At 60.3% G+C, this 21,847-nt stretch carries 16 protein-coding genes; 9 read left to right on the top strand and 7 right to left on the bottom strand.

Annotated features, from left to right (window positions below; genetic code table 11):
* Positions 1-11: 11 nt before the first annotated feature.
* Positions 12-1,292 carry an FAD-binding oxidoreductase gene (locus M0D65_RS12775; RefSeq protein ID WP_266252977.1) on the bottom strand — a complete coding sequence of 427 codons (1,281 nt, stop codon included), beginning with the start codon at positions 1,290-1,292 and terminating at the stop codon, positions 12-14.
* A 342-nt stretch (positions 1,293-1,634) separates the two neighbouring features.
* On the opposite strand from M0D65_RS12775, the gene M0D65_RS12770 reads away from it, so the two are divergent.
* From M0D65_RS12770 to M0D65_RS12760, 3 genes are all read left to right on the top strand, one after another.
* Positions 1,635-4,724, top strand: a complete 3,090-nt coding sequence (locus M0D65_RS12770; protein WP_266252976.1) for a transglycosylase domain-containing protein — start codon at positions 1,635-1,637, stop codon at positions 4,722-4,724.
* A gap of 233 nt (positions 4,725-4,957) precedes the next feature.
* A complete protein-coding gene (locus M0D65_RS12765) occupies positions 4,958-6,382 on the top strand; it encodes a M48 family metallopeptidase (RefSeq protein WP_266253396.1) in 1,425 nt (474 codons plus the stop codon).
* A gap of 105 nt (positions 6,383-6,487) precedes the next feature.
* On the top strand, positions 6,488-7,306 hold the full coding sequence (locus M0D65_RS12760; protein ID WP_266252975.1) for an FkbM family methyltransferase: 819 nt from the start codon (positions 6,488-6,490) through the stop codon (positions 7,304-7,306).
* A gap of 8 nt (positions 7,307-7,314) precedes the next feature.
* On the opposite strand, the gene M0D65_RS12755 is transcribed toward M0D65_RS12760, so the two are convergent.
* The 5 genes from M0D65_RS12755 to M0D65_RS12735 form a co-directional block, all read right to left on the bottom strand.
* Positions 7,315-8,547 carry an ROK family transcriptional regulator gene (locus tag M0D65_RS12755; protein WP_266252974.1) on the bottom strand — a complete coding sequence of 411 codons (1,233 nt, stop codon included), beginning with the start codon at positions 8,545-8,547 and terminating at the stop codon, positions 7,315-7,317.
* A 40-nt stretch (positions 8,548-8,587) separates the two neighbouring features.
* The gene (locus tag M0D65_RS12750; RefSeq protein WP_091007439.1) at positions 8,588-9,397 is read right to left on the bottom strand and encodes an ATP-binding cassette domain-containing protein; all 810 of its coding nucleotides are present in this window, start codon (positions 9,395-9,397) and stop codon (positions 8,588-8,590) included.
* 23 nt (positions 9,398-9,420) lie between these two features.
* Positions 9,421-10,407, bottom strand: a complete 987-nt coding sequence (locus M0D65_RS12745) for an ABC transporter permease (protein WP_266252973.1) — start codon at positions 10,405-10,407, stop codon at positions 9,421-9,423.
* A gap of 125 nt (positions 10,408-10,532) precedes the next feature.
* Positions 10,533-11,537, bottom strand: coding sequence for a sugar ABC transporter substrate-binding protein (locus M0D65_RS12740; RefSeq protein WP_091007432.1), 1,005 nt, complete (start codon positions 11,535-11,537; stop codon positions 10,533-10,535).
* Between the two features lie 423 nt (positions 11,538-11,960).
* Positions 11,961-12,143, bottom strand: coding sequence for a hypothetical protein (locus M0D65_RS12735; protein WP_266252972.1), 183 nt, complete (start codon positions 12,141-12,143; stop codon positions 11,961-11,963).
* 145 nt (positions 12,144-12,288) lie between these two features.
* On the opposite strand from M0D65_RS12735, the gene M0D65_RS12730 reads away from it, so the two are divergent.
* The 5 genes from M0D65_RS12730 (at position 12,289) to M0D65_RS12710 (ending at position 18,477) form a co-directional block, all read left to right on the top strand.
* Positions 12,289-12,651, top strand: a complete 363-nt coding sequence (locus M0D65_RS12730; protein WP_266252971.1) for a type II toxin-antitoxin system HicB family antitoxin — start codon at positions 12,289-12,291, stop codon at positions 12,649-12,651.
* 388 nt (positions 12,652-13,039) lie between these two features.
* Positions 13,040-13,696 carry a response regulator transcription factor gene (locus tag M0D65_RS12725; RefSeq protein WP_091007427.1) on the top strand — a complete coding sequence of 219 codons (657 nt, stop codon included), beginning with the start codon at positions 13,040-13,042 and terminating at the stop codon, positions 13,694-13,696.
* Positions 13,693-16,092: a transporter substrate-binding domain-containing protein gene (locus tag M0D65_RS12720; RefSeq protein WP_266252970.1), complete on the top strand. Its 2,400-nt coding sequence runs from the start codon at positions 13,693-13,695 to the stop codon at positions 16,090-16,092. Before M0D65_RS12725 ends, M0D65_RS12720 begins: the two co-directional genes overlap by 4 nt.
* Positions 16,089-17,324 (top strand): MFS transporter, encoded by a 1,236-nt coding sequence (locus M0D65_RS12715; RefSeq protein WP_266252968.1) that lies wholly within the window; start codon positions 16,089-16,091, stop codon positions 17,322-17,324. The genes M0D65_RS12720 and M0D65_RS12715 overlap by 4 nt, the downstream gene beginning before the upstream one ends.
* A gap of 142 nt (positions 17,325-17,466) precedes the next feature.
* A complete protein-coding gene (locus M0D65_RS12710) occupies positions 17,467-18,477 on the top strand; it encodes a DUF2891 domain-containing protein (protein WP_266252967.1) in 1,011 nt (336 codons plus the stop codon).
* Positions 18,478-18,539: 62 nt separating this feature from the next.
* Here M0D65_RS12710 and M0D65_RS12705 read toward each other — a convergent pair whose 3' ends face one another.
* Complete coding sequence (locus M0D65_RS12705; protein WP_266252966.1) at positions 18,540-19,949, bottom strand: MFS transporter; 1,410 nt, start codon at positions 19,947-19,949, stop codon at positions 18,540-18,542.
* Positions 19,950-20,141: 192 nt separating this feature from the next.
* Between M0D65_RS12705 and M0D65_RS12700 the strand changes: the two genes are divergently transcribed.
* A complete protein-coding gene (locus M0D65_RS12700; RefSeq protein WP_266252965.1) occupies positions 20,142-21,461 on the top strand; it encodes an EAL domain-containing protein in 1,320 nt (439 codons plus the stop codon).
* The last annotated feature ends 386 nt before the right edge of the window (positions 21,462-21,847 follow it).

Genomic DNA, 21,847 nt, shown 5'->3' with positions numbered 1-21,847 from the left:
TTTCGGCATGCTTACGATGAACCCCGGCGGCGCCCGGCGATCGCATCACGTGTCTGCATCGTGGTGTACGTGAGCTGGGCGGCCGCGAGACCGGCCACGCCGAAGGTACGCGTGAGCCCGAACGCGGCGAACGCGTCCGGCAGCGGTTTTTCGCCGGAGATCGCCGCCGCCAGCAGTTCGCCGGATACGGTAGTCGGCGCCATGCCATGGCCGCCGAAGCCGACGCCGTACCAGACGCCGTCGGCGCTGCGGCCGATCTGCGGCATCTTGTGCCGCGCGTAGCTCATCAAACCGCCCCACGCGTAGTCGATATGTACATCGTGGAGTTGCGGGTACACCCGCAACAGATCGCGCCGTAGCAACCGCGCGATGCTGTCCGGCGAACGTTCGAGCACCGAGATGCGGCCGCCCCACAGGATGCGCGTATCGGGCAACGGACGGTAGTAGTCGAAGGCAAAGCGCGTGTCGTAGACCGCCGATGCGCAGTCGATTGCATCTTTCAGACGTGCGCCGAGCGGCTCGGTTGCCACGACGTAGGTGGCGATCGGCAGTACCGCACGCTCGACACGGCGATAGACGTTGCGTGCATAGCCGCCGCCCGCCATCACGACATGTTGGGCTTCGACGGTGCCGTTGGCGGTGCGCACCAGAAAACCGCCACCGGGTTGCGGTTCGAGCCGCACGACCGGCGAATGCTCATGGATGCGTGCCCCGGCTGCCACCGCGGCAGCGGCGACACCCAGCACGTATTTCAGCGGATGAAAGTGGAACGCGTTGCGCTCCAGCAGGCCGCCGTAATAGCGGCTGGTCCGAAGCTGTGCGGCGAGGTCGGTGCGGCTCACGGGTTCCCAGTCGACGTCGAAAGCATCCTTCATCAGCCGGCGCTGCGATTCGAGGCGAGCCGGCTCGTCGAACCAGTTGGCGAGGATCACCCCGGCGTGGGTCGCATCGCAATCGATCTGGTAGCGGCGGATGCGTTCGCGCATCAACTCGACCGCGTCGGTGGTGAGCGTGTAGAGCGCCTTGGCGTGGACCGGTCCCAACGTACGCAACAGGTCGGCGCAGTCGAGGCTGTAGCCGCCGAACACAAAGCCGCCGTTGCGACCCGACGCACCGAAGCCGACCTGTTGCGCTTCGAGCACGACCACGTCGCGCATGCCGCGTTCGACGAGCCCGAGCGCCGTCGACAGCCCGGCAAGCCCACCGCCGACGATACACACCGACGCGCTTTGCGTGCCGGTAAGCGGCGGCCGTTCGGGTCGCACGACCGTTGCTTCGTAGAAACTTTGCATGAAGGTTAGCGAGGTTAGCCGCGGATTTCGATGAATGCGCAGGCTATCAGCAAAATGCGGGGAAAGGTGCTGGAAACCGGTATTCGTCCAGTAGGACGCGTTGTGCGGGGTGCTTCGGCGGTGGACGTGATGCAGGCGATGGTGGGATGTTGAAACAGGGAGGATTCGCTTACTGCGGACTAAATATTCTAGTCGTGTTTGACGCACGTGGCGCGGTCGAAAGTAAATGTTTTTACGGCACAACAGTGGCACAACCCGTTTCTTTAAAGGGCGCTAGACTGATATTCAAGCGACGCTTTTGTCGCCGCACTTGCAACACAATTGCAGGCAGGGAAGGCAGCCATGAATCGGCCGCTGGTTCGCATACCGCTTCGCGGGATCGGCACCGCGTCTTTCTGGACGCGGTTCAAGTGGCTACTTTTCGTTGCATTCCTGCTGGCCGTGGCGATCGCGTTCCGCGTAGCGCAGCTCGAAATCGAAACTTCGCGGCTGCAGGCGCACTACCTGTCCGAGCTGACGCGCGACGTTGGTTTCACTGTTAGCGACGGTCCCAGCAACAGTATCCATTTCCCTGTTCAAGGCCCCTACGACGTTCGGCTCGGCTATGCGTTGCTGCCGTCGTTCGAGCGGCGCCTGACTCAAAGAGGCTATGCCATAGCGGCCCAGGCACGTGATTCGGCGCGCATGGTCGATCTCGCGGAAGACGGGCTTTTCCTGCCTTACGACGAGAAGGATCAGGCGGGGCTGCAGTTGTTCGACGCTACCGGTGCGCCGCTTTTTAGTGCGCGTTATCCCGCGCGCATCTATAACGATTACGCGGCCGTGCCGCCGGTCGTCGTGAACGCGCTGCTGTTCATCGAAGACCGTTACCTGCTCGATGCGGATCAGCCGAACCGTAATCCCGCGATCGACTGGGGCCGTTTTAGCCGTGCACTCGCCGATCAGGGCGTGCGTGTCTTCAAGACGCATCAGCAGACACCTGGCGGCAGCACACTGGCAACACAAATCGAGAAATTCCGTCACTCCGCAGGCGGGCGCACTGCGACGCCGCCGGAAAAGCTACGGCAGATCGCCTCCGCTTCGATACGCGCCTATCTGCACGGAGCACAGACGATGCCGGCACGGCGGCAGATCGTGGTCCGGTATCTGAATTCGGTGCCGCTTGCCGCGCAACCGGGCATCGGCGAAATCAATGGGATCGGCGATGGTCTGACGGCGTGGTACGGGCGCGATTTCGCCGAGGTGAATCGCATCCTGAAGGAGCCGGTGTCGAGCGATCCTGATCGGCTCGCCGCGCAGGGGCTCGCGTTCCGGCAGGTTCTGTCGTTGATGATTGCGCAGCGCGCGCCGTCGTTCTTCCTGCAACGCGATTATCCGGAACTCCAGCGGCTGACCGACAGTTACCTCCGGCTGCTCGCTGCAGGCGGCGTCATCTCATTGCCGCTGCGCGACGCGGCGCTCAATGCACCGCTGGTTTTGCAGCGGACATCGAAGGCGCCGCCGACCGCATCGTTTGTCACGCGCAAGGCGGTGACCTCGTTGCGGGCGCAACTGCTCGGCACGCTCGGCGTGACGAACCTCTACGATCTCGATCGCCTCGATCTGCATGCAACCGCGACGCTCGACAATACCGTTCAGCAGGCCGTGAGCGAGCGGCTTGCCGCCGCTGCGACCCGCGATGGTGCAGCGGCCGCCGGCCTGTATGGATTCGAGATGCTACGCACCCAGGACGATCCATCGAAGATCACCTACAGCTTCACGCTGTTCGAACGGCGCGGCGGCGCGAACCTCGTGCGGGTGCAGACCGACAGCGTCGACCAGCCGTTCGACATCAATTCGGGTGCACGCCTGAATCTCGGTTCGACCGCGAAGCTGCGCACGATCATTACGTACTTGCAGATCGTGTCGACGCTGCATGCGCGCTATGGCTCGCTGAGCGCCGCCCAACTGCGCGCCGTGCAGCCCGACCGGCAGGACGCGCTGACGCGCTGGGCGCTCGACTACCTGGCGAAGACGCCCGATCACTCCTTGCGCGCGATGCTCGATGCCGCGGTCGAGCGCAAGTATTCGGCGAGCGCCGGCGAAACGTTCTATACGGGCGGCGGCGCGCAGGTGTTTACCAACTTCGAGTCGAGCGACAACGGTCGCATCCTGACGGTGCATCGCGCGTTCCAGCATTCGGTGAACCTCGTCTTCGTGCGGTTGATGCGCGACATCGTGCGCTACGAGATGATCGAGACATCGGGGCCGTCGTCACAATGGCTCGACGATCCGGCGACACGTCAGATGTATTTGCGCCGTTTCGTCGATGAAGAAAGTCGCGTGTACATGAATCGTTTTTACACGAAGTACCACGACAAGACATCCGACGAAGCGCTTGCCATCTTGCTGCTCCGCGTGCACAGATCGCCAGCGAAAGTTGCAACCGTGTTGCGCAGTGTCGCCCCCGACGGCACGCTAGCGTGGTTCGACACGCAGATGCGTGCTGCGTTGAAGGGCACGCCGGCGGCCTCGCTATCGGACGACGACCTCGCGGTGCTCTATACGAAGTACAGTGCCGACCACTTTAGTCTGAACGATCGTGGCTACATCGCGAGTGTGCATCCTCTGGAGTTATGGACGCTCGACTATCTGCGCAGTCATCCCGATGCAACGGCGAAACAGGTACAGGACGCGAGCCACGATGCGCGCTTCGCATCCTATAGCTGGCTGTTCAGGACGCGCTATCACGCGACGCAGGATCGCCGTATCCGGCATATGGTCGAGCTGCGTGCTTACGATGCGATCGGCAAGTCGTGGCAGGCGCTGGGTTATCCGTTTGCGAATCTCACGCCGTCGTATGCTGCGGCAATCGGCGCGTCGGGCGATCGACCGGTCGCACTTGCGCAATTGATCGGCATCGTCGCCAACGACGGCAACAAGCTTCCAACGCAGAGCATCACGTCGCTCGATTTTGCTCAGGGCACACCTTACGAAACGCGCTTCACGCGCGTAGCGGCGGCACCGCAGCCACTGGTGTCCCCCGAGATCGCCGCCGTTACCCGGGGGCTGTTACGCGATGTCGTGAACGGTGGAACCGCGAAGCGTCTTGCGCAAGGCATTGCGCTTCCCGACGGTAGAACGCTCGAGGTGTACGGCAAGACTGGCACCGGCGACCAGCGCTTCAATGTGTTTGCGCGAGGCGCGCGGTTGATCGAGTCGCGCAAGGTGAACCGCAGCGCGACCTTCGTGTTTGCTATTGGCGACCGCTTCTTCGGTACGCTGACTGCGTATGTGCACGAACCGTATGCGGCGCGCTACGACTTTACGAGTGCACTATCGGTGCAGTTGCTGAAGTCGCTCGCGCCGGCCTTGCAACCGCTACTCGATGACGGGTCGGTGCCCGCGGCCGCTGGTGGTACGCCCGTGGCGCACGGCGCGGAAGCGAGCTGAACCGGGCGTGCTGTAGAAGGTCGCATCGAGCAATTGCGGTTGCGCTATCTCCCTCATTCGATCGTCATATCGCATCATCGGATAGAATCTTCGCAGTCGTTGCTTCGACATGCGCTTACGGAGATTCTGCTCGTGACTGCGACAAATTCGAGATTCCCCGGTCAGTCGTGAGACGTGCTGGACGAAGCTACCTGGTAATACATAAGCTCTACGCAAGGTTAGTCAACGTGGCGATGCACAATTCGGCAGATAACGCGACCATCGAGTTGGAACAGCGACTACAAGCCGCGTCCGAACGTCATGCGGACAACCCGCACGATCTATCGATCATATGGGAGGCGATCGAAATATTGGCCGTCCTCAAGCGCGAGGATCGCTTGCTTCCGTGGGCCGACCGGGCATTGGCGCTCAGTCCTCATCACGCCGATTTTCGGGCGATGCGCGCTACCGCGCTCAATCTGTTGGGACGCCATGCCGAAGCGGCCGACATGCTGGCACACGATCTGTCGACATTCAGCGAGTCCGCGATTTACCGACTGAGGCTCGGCTACAGCCTGATGATGGCCGGCGATCTCGTAAGGGCTATTCCGTTGCTGGACGAGGTGCGGCAGGTCGCGGACAGCATGCACGTCCGCGCGGAGGCGGAGTCCCTGCTGGGCGAGGCGATGCTCAAGGCGGGCGACCCGCGCGGCTTCACCCACTGGCAGATGCGCAGCGACTCTGGCGACGCCTTCAGCTATCGTCCGGCAGACATTCCCGAGTGGACCGGCGAACCCGATTTGCACGGGCAGCGCGTGCTGGTCACGCACCAGCTCGGTTTCGGCGACAACTTCCTGCTGGCAGCACGCGTGGCCGACTGGCGGGCAGCGGGTGCGAGCATGATGATCACTTGCGCGCCACAGATTCATCAACTGATGCAGGCGTCGCTGCCCGATTGTGAAGTCGTCAGTATGGAGAGTCCGCAGCAATCGCACGCGCCGTTGCCTGACGCGGTGCAGGCGAGGGTGCAGGCGTTCGCGCCGCATCTGCACGCAACGCTGCTTCGTTTGCCGTTGCTCAATGCGGATCACCCGCTGTCCGGATATCGTTTTCGTGCGTACCTGCGGGCTCCCTCAACGAAGCAGCAGATTGCGAGGGAATGGGCACAGCAGTTGCGTTCGCAACATCCGGAAAAGAAACTGGTTGGCCTGTTCTGGGACTGCCGTCAGCGGCATATGCCCGAGCTGGGCAGCATCGCGCGTTGCTGGGCTGCACGTCGTAGCCTGCCGCTCGAGATGCTGAACCGGATTACGACGAATCCCGCTGTGACGGAGCGCGTGCATTTCGTCAATCTGCACCATCCGCTCGTTGAAGCGCAAGCCGGCACACCCGCTGGCGATGTCAGCCACTACCTGCCGGGTATCTTCCATTTCGACGATACGGCTGCCTGCGTCGGCGAACTGGACGCGGTGTTCGCAGTGGATTCGGCGGTGGCTAATCTTGCGGCAATGATGAGCAAGCCGACTTGTGTGCCGGTCAATACGTCTGGAGACTGGCGTTGGGGTACGCAGGGAACGACGACGCCGTGGATCGAAGGCGCAACCGTGTTGCGGCAAACGCGCGAAGGCGACTGGGATTCGGTCGTGCAAGATGCTGCAACGTGGCTGACTGCGCAATGAGCACGTCACGGGGATAACGAAGAGCCGTACCCTCATCTGCCTTTCCTTCGCGATACGGGTGCGCTACTCTGGCAGGGAAAGAATCTTCACAGGGACACCTACTCCATGTCATTTCCCGCTCGTCCAATTGCCTTCATACTCGCGGCCTCGAATCACGGCACGATGATTGTCAATCGCAACGACTACAACGTTAAAAGCTCCGGGGACGTCTACGGTGTAGGACAAGATATTCTGCAAACGTCGAGTTTCAGCGCGAGTGAAGTGAACTTCGTGCTTGTACTGCTCACCTGGCGTCGCCACTATTTCGGCGATGGCGTTTTTGCCATCGACGGCGGTGCCAATATTGGCGTGCATACGATCGAATGGGGTCGCCACATGCATGGCTGGGGGCGGGTGCTTGGCTTCGAGGCACAGGAGATTCTCTACTACGCGCTGGCAGGCAACATCGCCATCAATAATTGCCTGAACGCACGTGCGAGGCTTGCTGCACTGGGCGAGCACTGCGGAGAATTGATTATTCCCGAGCCGGATTATTTCGCACACGCCAGCTTTGGCAGCTTCGAATTGCGTCAGAGAGAGAACACCGAAGATATCGGTCAGAGCATTTCGTACGACCCATCACGTGGCGTAACGGTGCCGATGGTGAGTATCGATTCGCTGGATCTTCAGCGTGTCGATCTCATCAAGCTCGATGTCGAAAGTATGGAGATTGAGGTACTGCGCGGCGCCCGTAAGACGCTGCAAAATATCAAGCCGATACTTTTGATCGAAATTTTCAAATCTGACGAGGCCGCGATCAGAGCATTGGTCGATGAGTTGGGATATCGCTGTTTCTCTGCCGGCATGAATCTCGTCGCGGTCCACGCGGAAGATCCGGTCCTACAGCATCTCAGTCATCGCGACGGTGTGACGTACTTGGACTGAGCGCGATCTCATTGATCGGCCTCAGCGGCCGGCTTCAAAAACAGCTCGTGTACCGGGGCAAAATGCGCATAGAGCGGCAATATTGCGCCGCCCATCGCACGTGCGTCCGCACCGATGGTTCCTTCGAGCAGTTGCGGTCGCACTATCCCCTCCCATTCGAAACCGTCGAGCACGCGCTCCGTGCGACGAATGATTTCGCGCACGAGTTGCCGGTCGAGCTCGCCGTCGATTACCACTGCATCGAGATCGAGTAGCGCTGCGGCGTTCGTTAACGCGCCGGCAATCGCCGGGCACGCGGTATCGAGCCACTGTTCGGTGTGGCGCCACAGGTCCGCTGACAGTGCGCGATGATCGTGTGCCGCAGCCGGCGGTGCGCCCGCTGCGGCGATCGCCTGCTCGAGCACGAAACCGGAGGCCGCGTGCAACAGTTGCCGCGCCGGTTGCTGCGTACCCTGACGCGTAGCGCCCGGTAGCGGGATCGAACCGACCGCGCCGGCATTGTCGTGCGGACCGCTGTGCAGGCGCCCATCGATCACGAGCCCACCGCCGATAAACGTGCCGACGAACAGATACAGAAAGTTGTGAATGCCACGGCCCTGGCCCATCACGAGTTCGGCGGCGCATGCTGCTGTCGTGTCTTTCGCGAATTCGACGGGCAGGCCGGTCATCGCTTCGATGCGGCTGCGGATGTCGATGTCGTGCCACGCGTCGAGCGCCTCCTGCGGCGCGCCGAGAAAGTCGCGCCAGCCGCCGAGCCATAACGGCGCAGCCACACCGACACCGACCACTTTCGCGGCCCGCGCGCCGAGCGCATCGTTCACGCGCGCAAGCTTGCTTTCGAGTGCGGGAAACAGCATACGCGGGTCGGGATACGCGTAGTCGAGCACCTCGCGGCAGCAGACGTTGCCGGTGAAATCCATCGCTAGCACATCGAGGCTGCGGCGCCCGACCTTGATGCCGATCGTGAACGCGCCGTCGGGCCGTAGCGCAATCGGCACCGACGGTTGACCGATGCGACCACGCACACGCGGCTGCTTGGCAAGCAGTCCATCGCTAATCAGCCGTTCGACGATCATCGACACAGTCTGCATCGATAGCCGTGTGAGCCGGCCGACGTCGGCCTTCGGCAACGGGCCGTGCAGGCGGATTGCCTGCAGCACGATCCGCTCGTTGAACTGGCGCATGCCGACCTGGTTCGAGCCGACCGTGCGTCTGGGCGGCGAACGGGTAGGGGGATTCATGAGCGTGTCTGTCAGTTGTGCGCGAAGTTGCGCAGAGAGATCATGCGATCGCCTTGACGTCCGCTTCCTTCGCTCCGGTCATGATCGCCACCGCTTCGGACATATGGATGTCCTTCGTGTTGACAACAGCCGCGCGCCGGCCGAGACGCTGGATGTGGATACGATCGGCGACCTCGAACACGTGCGGCATGTTGTGGCTGATCAGGATGACGGGCAAGCCACGATCTCGCACGCGGCGAATCAGCTCCAGCACCATGTTGCCTTCCTTCACGCCGAGTGCGGCTGTCGGTTCGTCGAGAATGACCACATGTCGCGCAAAGGCCGCGCTGCGCGCGACAGCGACGCCCTGGCGCTGGCCGCCCGATAATGTTTCGACGGCCTGCCGCATCGAGCGGATGCCGATCTGCAGATCCTTCATGTGCGCGGTTGCTTCCTCCAGCATGCGGCGCTTGTCGATCATCTTGAGGATCGAGCCGCGCCAGCCGCGCTTGACGATTTCGCGCGCGAGGAACAGGTTTTCAGCGATGCTCATCGCCGGTGCGACCGCGAGTTCCTGATAGACGGTTTCGATGCCTTGCTCGCGTGCGTCGAGCGGACTGCGGAATTTCACCGGCTTGCCGTCGAGCAGGATCTCGCCTTCGTCGGGCACAGTCGCGCCGGACAACGCCTTGATCAGCGACGACTTGCCCGCGCCGTTATCGCCGATTACCGCGAGAATTTCGCCGGGCAGGACTTCGAAATCGCAGCCGTCGAGCGCAGTGACCTGGCCGTAGCGCTTGACGAGGCCGCGAGCCTGCAGCACCGGTGTGACTGTGCCGGACGCAGCGGCAGTGGATTGAGGTGTCGACATATCGATCTCCTGTGTCCCTGCGCTTACGCGCGACGGTGTGAGAGTTTGTCGGCGGCGACTGCGAGAATCACCAGCATGCCGGTGATCAGCACCTGGTACACCGACGACACACCGATCAACGTGAGGCCATTGCGGAACACGCCGACAATCAACGCGCCGAGCAACGTGCCCACCACCGAGCCGCGCCCGCCGAACAGACTCGTCCCACCGAGCACAACGGCCGTAATACTGTCGAGGTTCTCCGTTTGTCCTGCCTGCGGATCGCCGACTCCGGTGCGCGAAACCGACAGCAGCGCGGCGATCCCGTAGATCGCGCCGGCGAGCGTATAGACCGTGAGAAGGATGCGTTGTGACGACAGGCCCATCAGGCGCGCAGCTTCTGCGTTGTTACCGAGTGCATATAGATGGCGCCCCGGCACGGTATCGCGCAGCACGAACCACGCGGCGAGATACATCAGCAGCGCGAGCACGGTGCCGTAAGTGATCTCCGCGGGACCGACCCGGAACGTGTTGCCGAAGAACATGATCGCGTCGGGCAGGCTGGATACGCTCTCCGCATTCGAATAGATCTGCGTAATCGCGAACGCGATGTTCAACGTGCCAAGCGTCACGATGAACGGTGGCAGCTTGATTCGCGTGATCAACACGCCGTTGAGCACGCCAAACAACATGCTGCCCGCGATCCCGCAGAAGATCGCCAGCACCGGTGGTACACCGAGCACGACCGCGAACTTGGTCATGATGATCGAGCCGAACGCCATCACCATGCCGCACGACAGATCGATGCCGCCCGTCAACACGATCAGCGTCTGGCCGATTGCGATGACGGCGACGACCATCGTCTGCTGCAGGATCAGCGAGAGATTCTGGAACGACAGAAAGCGATCGCTCTGCGAGACGAAGAACAGTCCCGCCAGTAGCAATGCGATGAGCGGACCGATTTCCGCAAGCGACGGCAGACGGTCGGTGAGGCGGCGCGATGAGGACGCGGACGCAGTGGGAGTCGACATGATGATTTCCTCGATGCAAAGGCGTAGCGCGGTGCGCTGAGGTGAGCATTCGGGGTAGTGCGCGGCGGCGCACTGCCTTCAATGCTGGTGCGAGACGGGCCCGAGCGCGTCCCGCTACCCGCGCGTTACTTGTTGCCCCAGCAGTTGTCGAGACCGAACTTCGTGTCCTTGCTGTCGACACCGGCCATCGGTTTGTCGGTGATCAGTGTCACGCCCGTGTCGCGATAGCCGGCGACCTTCTTGCCGGTCTTCGCATACTCGACGCCGGCTTCCACACCGAGTTCGGCCATCTTCAGCGGGTACTGCTGCGAGGTTGCCGCGATCTCGCCGGCCTTGACGTTGCGCACGCCTTCGCAGCCGCCGTCGATCGAGACGATCATCACGCTCTTGTCCTTGCCCGCGGACTTCAGCGCGCGATACGCGCCCGCTGCCGCCGGTTCGTTGATCGTGTAGACGACGTTGATATCCGGCGACTTCTGCAGGCAGTTTTCCATTGCCGTCTGTCCCTTCGCCTGGTCGCCGCGTGTGTCCTGGCTGCAGACAATCGCCGCGTCGCCTTCCTTCACACCGAAGCCCTGCAGGAAGCCGTTGTGTCGCTGCACACCAACCGAGATGCCGGGTGCGAGATCGAGTGTCGCGATCTTCGCCGGCTTGTTGCCGAGAGCCGCCTTCGCGTATTGGCCGATCAGGACGCCGGCCTTGAAGTTATCGGTGGCGAAGAGGGCGTCGGTGGCTGTTTGCGGCTCGGTCGCCGTATCGAGTGCGATCACCATCGTGCCCGCGGCGCGTGCCTTCTGGATGCTCGGCACGATTGCCTTCGTATCGCTTGGCGTGATCAGGATGGCCTTCGCGCCGGCCGTTACCATGTTTTCGATAGCGGTGACCTGGCTTGCGTTGTCGCCGTCGAACTTGCCCGCAGCGGTGAGCAGCTTGGCACCGCTTTTCTGTGCCGCGCCTTCGGCACCCTGTTTCATCTTCACGAAGTACGGATTCGTGTCGGTCTTCGTGATGAGGCCGACGACCGGCTGGTCGGCGGCAAGCGTCGCGCTCGCGCACCAGACCGCGGATGCGGCCACGCATATCGAAACGAGTCGCCGTGCGACAGGGTGCTTGCGGGAATGCTGATTCATGGGTTGCTCCTCCGGTAGTTGACGATGTCGATCTGAGATGGACGGGCGTTCGTTGCGCCTCTCGTTGACGACTGACCGTTTGCGGCTCGGCGTGCCGCGGGCGGTGTCGATTAAATCACTCTAGTTTATTTAGTACAGCAGTCTCGACAATGCGTGTCAAGAAACTGGCATTGGTGCATTGCGAGAAAGGAGTCCGTGTGGTTTTCCCGACAGGTCAACCGGAGTAATCGAGATATTGAATTGTGCGTCGCAGCACGTGGGGTGGCAGATTCGGGTAAATCGGGAGAGGGCTGCGATTGCTGGACATTCGTTAGAGGAGTGTGGGGCCGGTCCTTCGGGGATGATCGAGGAACCCTTATGCCTTGTAGCTGGGCAACGCACCACACATCAGCCACCGATATTTCGTGACGCTTGATTGTGGTGTCACTTTATGACACCATGGAGAAACCAGATGCCGTTGAACTCGAAGCTCTGCAAGATCTTGTGCGAAATCGTCAGGCTCCCTGCGTCACCAAATGTCGACTGGAACGACGTCGAGCGGTTGTTGACGATGTTGGGATCGAAGGTCAACCGCACGAAGAGCGGCATGAGGAGCGACTTTGGCAATGGCGTTATCTGGATTTCGCATCGACCTCACCCGAAACCGTTAATGGACAAAGGCGCGGTGCATGACTTGAGGACCCATTTGCAGATAGCCAGGCATCCTCCGGCAATGTATGGATGCAAGTGTTCTTGATTGAAGGAGTGGATTGTGAAGAATGCTGTCGAATATAAAGGCTTTATTGGTAAGGTCGAATATGACGCGGATGACCAGATGCTTTATGGGTCTGTACTTGGAGCCAAAACGGTGCTGTCGTTTGCCGGAAAAGACGGTGTCGAGCTCGATCTTAGTTTCCGGACGGTCGTCGACGAATATCTGGGGTATTGCGCAGAAAACGGAATCCAGCCGGAGAAGACCTGGAAAGGGAAAATGACCTTTCGTCCAAAATCGGACGAATTGCGGCAGAAGATCGCCATCCGTGCGGAACTGGCCGATGTCAGCATCAACGACTGGTTGAACGACGTGGTGGAAAAGGCGGTGTCTGCATCGGATCATCAGCACCCCTCCAATTAACATTCCTTAACAAACGTAATGAAGGAAATAGGAATAGTCTTATTTTTCGAGCGGAACGTTGTCCATACAGTGCAGGGTCTGCTGAATTTCAATTAATTCTTGTGAAAAATAGATTATCGGTCGAATTATCGATCGACAAATAGCGGTGACTTCAAAATGAACTGACATCGACGCCTCGCAAGGTCGATCACGGCGTTTCTTCCCTCGTTGACGCAACGGTCGTTCCGGGTAGCTTTGCGGGCCGGCCGCCTATCGCACTCCCGCTCGTTGTTTTCCGGCGGATTCTTGCTACATTACTTTAGTGATTCGATTTTTTTTGACAATTGCTGCACGCTCGAAATTGAATGATTAATGAAAGGAAGGGACGGCCGATGTGTGAGCTCTTTTCATGAAACGACTACGCGTTGCAGTACTCGATGACCACGCGATCGTCCGTCACGGCCTGGTCAGCTGCCTCGGTGCCGAAGCCGATCTAGACATAGTGGGGGTCTATGCCACCAGCCGTGAACTCCTGGCTGGGTTGCGCGCTACGCCGATCGACGTGCTGTTGCTCGATTACTCGCTGAGCGCGGACGAACTGGACGGTGCGTCGCTGATCCGTGCCGTGCGTGTCAAGGCGCCCGAGTGCCGGATCCTGATCCTCTCCACACACCATGACCCCGGTACGGTCGCCCTGGCCCTGCGGGTTGGTGCGCGGGGATTCGTGGGCAAAGGCGCGGATATGACCGAACTCGTCAAGGCGATACGTTCGGTTGCGACCGGGGTCATCTACCTCAACACGGATATGTCCTACCGCATCGCCGACACCAGCACGTCATACGACCCGGAAGCCGGAACGGATATTCTGTCCGGCGCCGGCTTGTCGGCGAGGGAGCGCGAGGTGATTCGATGCTATCTCGACGGCATGACCATCACTGAGATCGCACAGAAATTCAATCGCAGCCTCAAAACGATCAGTACCCAGAAAACAGCGGCATTTCGCAAACTGGGCGTCACGTCGAACAACGAACTTTTCAAGATCAAGCACACGGCGCAGTCGTCATGAGGGTGTTCCGTTTCTGTGTGCTGTGGATTTTGCTCGGCCTTGTCAATCCGTGGGCCTCTGCAGCACCGGATGCAAACCCTCTCGGACTGACTTCCGACGAGCAGGCCTGGATTCACCATCACCCTGTATTGCGAGTCGCGGTCGGCGCCTACTCGGTGCCTATCGAGTACATGCAAGGTGGAACCTTGCACGGCCTGTCAGCCGAATACCTCGCCAACATTGCCCTCAAGACGGGATTGAAGTTTGTTTACGTCGAAACGGAAACCGCAGAGCAACGGACTAACCTGCTCAGACAGAATCAGGTCGATCTGGTGTCTTCAGTGCGAAGCGCCGGCACATTGCCGCAGACCGATGGGGTCTCCTATACCACGCCTTTTTATTCGGGCGCCACGATCATAGTGACGCGAAGCAAGGAACCGGTTGTCTTCGATATTGAGGATCTGAATGGCAAAGTCATTGCGCTGTCGTCCGCGAGCGCGCTAGGGCCGATCATTCGCAGCCGGGCTCCACAAAGTCGGGTTGTCATCGGTCGCTCGACCGAAGAAGCGCTGGAGATGGTCGCCGACGGCAGAGCCGATGTCACCCTCGGCAGCGAAGCCTCTCTGATCCCGTATCTGCAGCATCAGTACGAGGAGATTCTGCAAATATCGGGTGTTGCGACCGGACTGATGTCGAATCTTTCGATGGCGGTGAGCAGTGACCAGCCGGTTCTCTACTCGATCGTACAAAAAGCCCTGGCGGCTATTACGGCATCTCAGGCAAACGACATAAGAGCCAGATGGCTTGCCGCCACCGAACATGGCGCGCTTTCCCTCAGTGTCGTCGCTGGCTATTACGCCCACGAGCTTGCATTGATCAGCCTCGCCATCGTGCTTCTAATCGGTCTGGCATGGCAGGCAAACCGGCTGCATAAGCGGGCAATCCGCAGCGAGCGCGAGAAGACGATGTTCCTCGCGGTGATGAGTCATGAGATTCGCTCACCGATGAATTCCGTCCTCGCAGCCGTAGAACTGCTGCGTTACACCACGCTCGACCAGCGCCAGCAGCATTTCGTCGATCTCGCCAACGCGGGCGCGAACATGCTGTTACGACTGCTGGACAACGTGCTGGATATCACCAGGCTGGAGGCGGGGCAACTCAAGCTGATGCCAGGTCCCGTCGATATTCAAACCCTCGTGAATGACGTCGCGGATCTGCATCAGTTGCGCGCGAGCGAGAAGGGCATCGCGCTGACAACGGAGATTCAACCGGCCATTGGCCTGCTGATGCTGGACGAGTCTCGCCTCGCTCAGGTTGTACATAACCTCGTATCGAACGCCATTAAATTCACGTCGACTGGTGAAGTGAAGATAAAAGTCTGCGCAACCGATGGCGACGACGGAAAGCACAAACATCTGGAAATCAAGGTGATCGATAGCGGCGCCGGAATTTCCGCAGCGGTGCAAGCAACTTTGTTCAAACCTTACTCCCAGGCCGATCAGTCATACAGGACATCGGGAGGCACTGGACTGGGCCTGGTCATTTGCCGCGAACTGGTAACCTTGATGCACGGTACCGTCGCGATGCACAGCGTTGTTGGAACAGGCACGACGATAACCGTTTCGCTAGGCGCCGCGATTGCCAGTGAATCCGATCGACTGCCCGCTACGCAAGTGCCAGCGGCTTTGATTTCGGCGCATGCATCATCAAGCGCGAATTCTGCTGCACACGTTCTGATCGTGGAAGACACGCCGGCGAATCAGGAAGTGCTGGCGGCCCAGGTTGGACGGCTTGGCTGCAAGGCCACTGTCGCCCCGGATGGTGCGACGGCGATGGCCGCGTTTGCTGCCCATAAATTCGACCTCATCCTGCTGGACTGCCATCTACAGGATATGGACGGATATACGCTGGCGGCCACCATGCGCAACCTGGAGACAGAAAGGAAACGCGAACGCTGCCCGATCGTCGCGATCTCCGCATCAACGGGGAGCGCGCATACGGAGCGTTGTTTCGACGCGGGGATGGACGGCGTGTTGAGCAAGCCGATCCGCCTTGCGAAACTCGAGGACGTGATTTCGCTCTGGTGCGGTGTCGAAGCGAGACCGCTTCCAGATGCGCAACCCGATCACACCGATTTCAACTCAGAGAAGATTCGTCGCTTGATGACGGATGACGTAACGGCGCTGCTCGAAGCGATTGTGCTCGGTGAGGTAGACCTTGCTGCTCGCGCTGCACATCGCATACACGGCGCAGCGTTAACGCTCGGTTGGGACCAAATGGCGGAGATGGGCGAACAACTGGATCATTTGCTGCGCACCGGAGAATATTTCGAAGACGAGGAATTCTCCGCCAGCGTGCTACGCGACTTCGTGCGCTGCTGGCACGAAGTCGACCGCGTTGAGCAGCACGAAAAATGATCGAGGCGATGCGTAGTACACGTTACCCGGAGGAAAATTCCGGATCTCACGGCATGTTCATTGTCTTGATGCTGACCTGTGTAGTCAGCGTGCTGGACAGGCAAGTGTTCTCCGTCGTCATCCCGAGTGTCCAGCTCGCACTCGCCATGTCAGCCCAGCAATTCAGCACGTCGTATGTGGCCTTATATTTCGGCGCAGGCCTCTCGGCACTTCCCGCTGCCTGGCTGGCAGGTCGCGTACAGCGGAAACTTCTCGTCATCGGCGGGCTAGCCCTGTTTTCTATCGGAACGGGTCTGGTGGCCTATGTACAAAACGTACCGCAATATATTGCGCTGAGATTTCTGACCGGAATCGGGATTGGCGTACACCTGGTGGCCGTCCTTGCCATCGGGATGGCCAATTTTCCAAAAAATCGCGCGCTGGTGGCCGGTGCGTTTACATTCACCTTTGGGATCGGTGCCGCTCTTGGACCCAATTTAGGAGGCGTTGTTTTCCACGCATACGGCTGGAGGATCCTCCATACAGTGCTTGGTTTGACAGCATTGCCTGCCACTTTTCTTGTTGTATGGCTCGTCAAGCCGGCCTTTACCGAAAAGAACAGAGGTGACGCGTTCAAGTCACCAGGCGACACGCGCCATAGGACTACACAAGTTCGCCGGTCCACGCATCTGTTGTTGCCTACCGCAGCGGTGATCTTGCTAAGCTTTGCAGTGTACGGTTATCTGCTGCAGTACGTGCCTTACCTGCAAGAAAGCCAACGGTTCCCGCCAAGCCTGGCCAATGTGGCGGTCGGTGCCTATGGGTTTGGTACATTGTTTGCGTTACACGGCGGTTGGCTTGGCCACACGTACGGGTCGCGCAGAACGTTAATCGGTGGCTTTGTGGCAGCAGCCATCGTAGGTGGCGCACTGTTCGGTGGTTTGAGTGGGTCGCCGACCTTCCATATCATGATGTCCGCTGTGTTCGGCGTTGTCATCGGTGCGGGCGCCTACGTCAATCTGCTGACGTGGATGAGCGAATCCCTTGCACCGTCTCGGGAAAGCTGGGCAATTGGTCTCTTTTTCAGCAGTTTCTATCTACCGGTACCGCTTGTCGCTTACGTTTTCGGCGCGCTTAAAGAACACTGTGGCTGGACAGTAGCGGGTCTGCTTATAGTGTCCGGACTATCGCTCTGCGCAGCGCTGCTCGTTTCAGTCGCTCCGACGAGCAGATCGGTGTTGCCGGTTCAGTAGTGAGAGGTTGCGTCGCTAAGCCGCGCTACATGGCGCGTGCGGCGGCGCGTATCGACCTACATAGCAGCGGTGGCACAATCGAGGCACAATGCGTTCCTGCCTCGCCTGTCCTCACTTCCGCAGGCTTTCCGAAGAGACGCCGATGACCGCCCAACTCACCTCCGCTATTGCATCGAAATTCGCAACGCTTGCGCTCGACCATCTCACGCGCGAATACCCGAACAAACTCACTCATGCGCTCGCGGGTCCGCAGGACGTGCAAGGGCCGCGCGCGCTGCATCCGATCTTCTACGGCAGCTACGACTGGCACTCGTGCGTGCACGGCTACTGGCTTGTGCTGCATCTGCTAGAACGTTTTCCGGATCTGCCGGAAGCGGAGCGGGTGGGTGCTGTGGTCGATGGCCATTTCACTGCGGAGAACGTAGCGGGCGAACGCGCGTATCTTGACCTGCCGCACAATCGCGGGTTCGAGCGGCCGTATGGCTGGGCCTGGTTGCTCGCGCTTGCTGGTCAGCTACATACCTCGACGCATCCACATGCCGAACGATGGGCAACTACGTTCGCGCCACTGACCGGTGCCTTCGTCGAGCGCTTCGAGGAATTTCTGCCGAAGGCGACGTATCCATTGCGCGTCGGCACGCATTTCAACATGGCGTTTGCATTGGCGTTGACACTCGATTTCGCGCGGCAGACATCGCGCGATGCACTCGCTGCGCTGATCGTCGAGACCGCGAAGCGTTGGTATCTGAACGATGCGGCTTGCCAGGCATGGGAGCCCGCAGGCGACGAGTTTCTGTCGCCGTCGCTGATGGAAGCCGAGTTGATGCGGCGCGTACTACCGGAAGCGCAATTCGCGGACTGGTTCACGCGCTTTTTGCCCGACCTTGCGCAAAGCCAACCGGTCACGCTGTTCACACCGGTTACCGTAACCGATCGCAGCGACGGCAAGATCGCGCATCTGGATGGGTTGAACCTGAGCCGTGCGTGGTGCCAGCGCTCGCTGGCCCGCGCACTGCCCGCTGACGACGCTCGTCGCGCGCCGCTTCTCGATGCGGCACAGCGGCATCTGGACAGCGCACTCGCGCACGTCGCCGGCGACTACATGGGCGAGCACTGGCTCGCCACGTTTGCGACACTTGCGCTGGAAGCGTAGCGCGTCGTGCTGGCCATGGGCGTGCCCGTCGACCTGAGTGTCACAGGGCACGCACGCTGGCGTTAGTGAGAAATCTCTTCGAGCGCAATACCGCGGGTACGCGGTCCCATCAAGCCGATCGCCAGCATCACCATCGCCATCGCCCCGGCGATAAACATGAACACACCGACCGTGCCGAATTCCCGCAGCACTCCCGCGATCAGAAAGGCCGTGAAGATCGCCGAGAAGCGGCTCCACGAATAGACAAAGCCGACAGCCCGCGCACGAATACTGGTCGGGAAAAGCTCCGACTGATACGCATGGAAGCTATACGACATGATGTTGTTCGCGAGCGTCAGACAGATGCCGAGACTCACGAGCAGCACAGCATTCGCCACCTGACTGAACCACAGACCACACACGATGTTCGCCGCAGCCATTAACACGATCACCGTCTTGCGCTCGAGACGATCGGCGATGAAAAGGCCGATCAACGGCCCGACGGGCGCGGCGAGCGCGATCAGTGTCGAGTACATCAGGCTCGTCGTGACGGTGATGCCCTGCTTGATCAGCAGCGTTGGCACCCAGTTAGCGAAGCCGTAGAACCCCACGGTCTGGAATACGTTGAAGATCACCAGCATCAGCGTGCGGCTGCGGTACGGCGGTACCCACATATCCGTGAAGCGCCCCTGCGCAAGTACCGGCACGGCAGCGGCAGGCGGCGGCAGCGGACGCCCCGATTCCGCTTCGACCTTCGCTTCGAGCGCGCACATCACGCGGTCCGCTTCATCGAGCCGGCCCTGTTGTGCGAGCCAGCGCGGGCTTTCCGGCAGTGCCCGGCGAATCCACCAGACGAACAGCGCGCCATGCGCGCCGATCAACACGACCCAGCGCCAGCCGTCGATTCCGAACGGCGCATGCGGCACCAGCAGATAAGAGAGAAACGCGACCACCGGTACCGACAGGAAACCGACGGCCTGTTCACAGGCAAACGCGCGACCGCGAACGTGCTTCGGCACCAGCTCGGAGATGTAGGTGCCGATCGTGACGAGTTCGACGCCGATCCCGACGCCCGCGACGAAGCGCCAGAAGTTGAGACCGGTGGCAGTCTCCTGAAACGCCATCACGACATTCGCGACGGTGTACCACAGCAGCGAATACGTGAAGATCGCGCGCCGGCCGAAGCGGTCGGCGAGAAAGCCGCACGCGATGGTGCCGATGAACAGCCCCGCAAACAACGCCGCGATAAAACTTGCTACGCCGGTGGTGCCGAACAGACCCTGTGTCGTCGGAGTGAGCAGGCCACTCTTCACGAGGCCTGGCGCGACATAGCCGGTATAGAGCAGGTCATACAGTTCGAAAAAGAACCCGAGGCTTAGCAGCACGACGAGCTTCCAGATCGAACGTGTGGCGGGCAGGCGGTCGAGGCGCGCGGAGATGGTGCCGGGGTCGACGGGGGGCGCAGCGGAGTGCTGTTGAGCGGGTGATGTCACGACGGTCTCCTGAGTGGGCCGGTCTTGCGCTCGCTGCCGCGATGTGCGCGGGCGACGATGCCGGATGTGGGTCTGGTCAGCATTCTAGCTGGAGTCGCGTTGGGGTTTTCATATCGCTTTTAGTCCTGATCCGATAGGGCGGTCTAAAGCGCGCAGATAGACTTTCGCTTTCTTCAAAACTGGCAGACGGACATGGCTGACCAACAAGCGACATCACTGCCCGAATTCTCCGCCCTCTGCGTGATGACTTTGGCGTCCGACCCGGTTCGCGCGCAAAAACTGTTCTCGATTCTGGGGAACATGGGCGTCGAACGCTTTGAAAATGCGTCGTCGCTGGCGGATGCCATTTCTCGCTTGAGTGAGTCGACGTTCGACATCATCGTGGCCGATCTTGACTCGGACGATCACAGTGCGTTGCTCCTGCCCGAGACGCTCAGGGCAAACACCCGTCTTCCTGCCCACCAGCGCCCGCGGGTCCTGTGGTGGGGCGAATACTCGCCTGCCGTTGCGAGACCACGTCGAAGCGCCTGGCTTGGACGAAACGCGGTGGTCAACGACCGGGAGTTTGCTCGCGTAGGGGGAATCGATCTGAGCGCCCTGGAGTGCCATGCCAGCCTCGCAAGGCGGACGGGTTTGCAGGTCGAGATTACCCGTAGCGGCGGTCCATTGGGTCTGCATGATGCGCTCACTGCGCTGGCCCGGCAGCACACGGTCAAGGCCGACAATTGCATCGACATCGAATCGCTAACTGACGAAGAAGTCGTCAGGGCGGTGATATCCGGCGATGGTCTGTATGTGGAGTTCCAGCCGCAGCACGACCTGCAAACACGCGACATTGTCGGGGCCGAAGTGCTGGCAAGCTGGCGGCACCCTGCGTTGGGCGATATCCCTTCGACACAGCTTTTCCCGGTCGTTCGGCGCCTTGGCCTGGATTTGCTGCTGTTCGGTTTCATGAGAAACCGCGTGGTCAGCGTGCTCCATGAGTTACGTGCGCGGCGTGCCGAAGTGCCTATGGCCGTCGGTATCTCATCGCAGGCAATCTGTACGCCCGAATTCGTGCAGCGGCTGACCAGCAGCATGCATGGTGCGAACCTGTCGCCCGCTTTGCTGAAGATCGAGTTGATCGATGACACGCATACGGTCGATGACCTTACCTTGTCGACGGCTCTGAATACGCTGCGTGCGTGTGGGTTCATCGTGTCGCTGAACGGTTTCGGAGTGAGGCCTGCTGCTCTCGAGCGGGTTGCCAGGATGCCATTCGACGAGATCAAGATCGACGCCTCATTTGTGCGCGACATTGAAAGTCTCGTTACTTGCCGCGGGATCGTGGCGACCGCGATCGATCTTGCGCGGCTTCTGGACGTGGGCATCGTAGCGGAAGGAATCGAGAGCGAAGGTTGCATGACCTTGCTGCGTCGATTGGGATGCCGGGTGGGACAAGGGAATGCATTCTCTGCCCCGATGTCTGCTCATGATTTTGTGAAGCATGTGATTGACTCCAGGGCTAATTAGAACCTGAAGGTTGTCAGGCTTCGCATTGCATGGTCATCGCCCGCAATGGGTGTGTGGTGCCGCGCCGCGAATCGGCGCGATAGATATCAGACCTTCAATCGCGCCGTCCTTGCAGCCCAGGGTTACGAGTGCGGCGTTCCAGCTTTTCAACTTCCACTGCGCATTCCACTTCTTGTTGCCGGGCGGCTTCCGCAATGCCACTCGGCTGACCGGTACAGGTCACGCAGGATCCTGGAGTTTCTAACACGCTCATCTCACTTTTGGGAGTGATCCTATTTCCGGCGTGAGTGGTGCTCGGTAAATTTCTGCTTGCGGCTGGATGAGATCGAAGTGTTGATTTCCACCGAGTCTTAACCCACCGATTTCATCTAAATCTGACCCACCCC

This window comes from Paraburkholderia sp. CHISQ3, assembly GCF_030464945.1.
Classification (GTDB): Bacteria; Pseudomonadota; Gammaproteobacteria; order Burkholderiales; family Burkholderiaceae; genus Paraburkholderia; species Paraburkholderia megapolitana.
This window is presented reverse-complemented; position numbering and strand designations above follow the sequence as displayed.

Bases quoted from the DNA above. Each gene is read 5' to 3' on its own strand.
- M0D65_RS12760 (WP_266252975.1), top strand. From the start codon at position 6,488: ATGTCATTTCCCGCTCGTCCAATTGCCTTCATACTCGCGGCCTCGAAT.
- M0D65_RS12715 (WP_266252968.1), top strand. From the start codon at position 16,089: ATGATCGAGGCGATGCGTAGTACACGTTACCCGGAGGAAAATTCCGGA.
- M0D65_RS12740 (WP_091007432.1), bottom strand. From the start codon at position 11,537: ATGAATCAGCATTCCCGCAAGCACCCTGTCGCACGGCGACTCGTTTCG.
- M0D65_RS12750 (WP_091007439.1), bottom strand. From the start codon at position 9,397: ATGTCGACACCTCAATCCACTGCCGCTGCGTCCGGCACAGTCACACCG.
- M0D65_RS12755 (WP_266252974.1), bottom strand. From the start codon at position 8,547: ATGAATCCCCCTACCCGTTCGCCGCCCAGACGCACGGTCGGCTCGAAC.
- M0D65_RS12765 (WP_266253396.1), top strand. From the start codon at position 4,958: ATGCACAATTCGGCAGATAACGCGACCATCGAGTTGGAACAGCGACTA.
- M0D65_RS12745 (WP_266252973.1), bottom strand. From the start codon at position 10,407: ATGTCGACTCCCACTGCGTCCGCGTCCTCATCGCGCCGCCTCACCGAC.
- M0D65_RS12710 (WP_266252967.1), top strand. From the start codon at position 17,467: ATGACCGCCCAACTCACCTCCGCTATTGCATCGAAATTCGCAACGCTT.
- M0D65_RS12770 (WP_266252976.1), top strand. From the start codon at position 1,635: ATGAATCGGCCGCTGGTTCGCATACCGCTTCGCGGGATCGGCACCGCG.
- M0D65_RS12700 (WP_266252965.1), top strand. From the start codon at position 20,142: ATGGCTGACCAACAAGCGACATCACTGCCCGAATTCTCCGCCCTCTGC.
- M0D65_RS12725 (WP_091007427.1), top strand. From the start codon at position 13,040: ATGAAACGACTACGCGTTGCAGTACTCGATGACCACGCGATCGTCCGT.
- M0D65_RS12775 (WP_266252977.1), bottom strand. From the start codon at position 1,292: ATGCAAAGTTTCTACGAAGCAACGGTCGTGCGACCCGAACGGCCGCCG.
- M0D65_RS12720 (WP_266252970.1), top strand. From the start codon at position 13,693: ATGAGGGTGTTCCGTTTCTGTGTGCTGTGGATTTTGCTCGGCCTTGTC.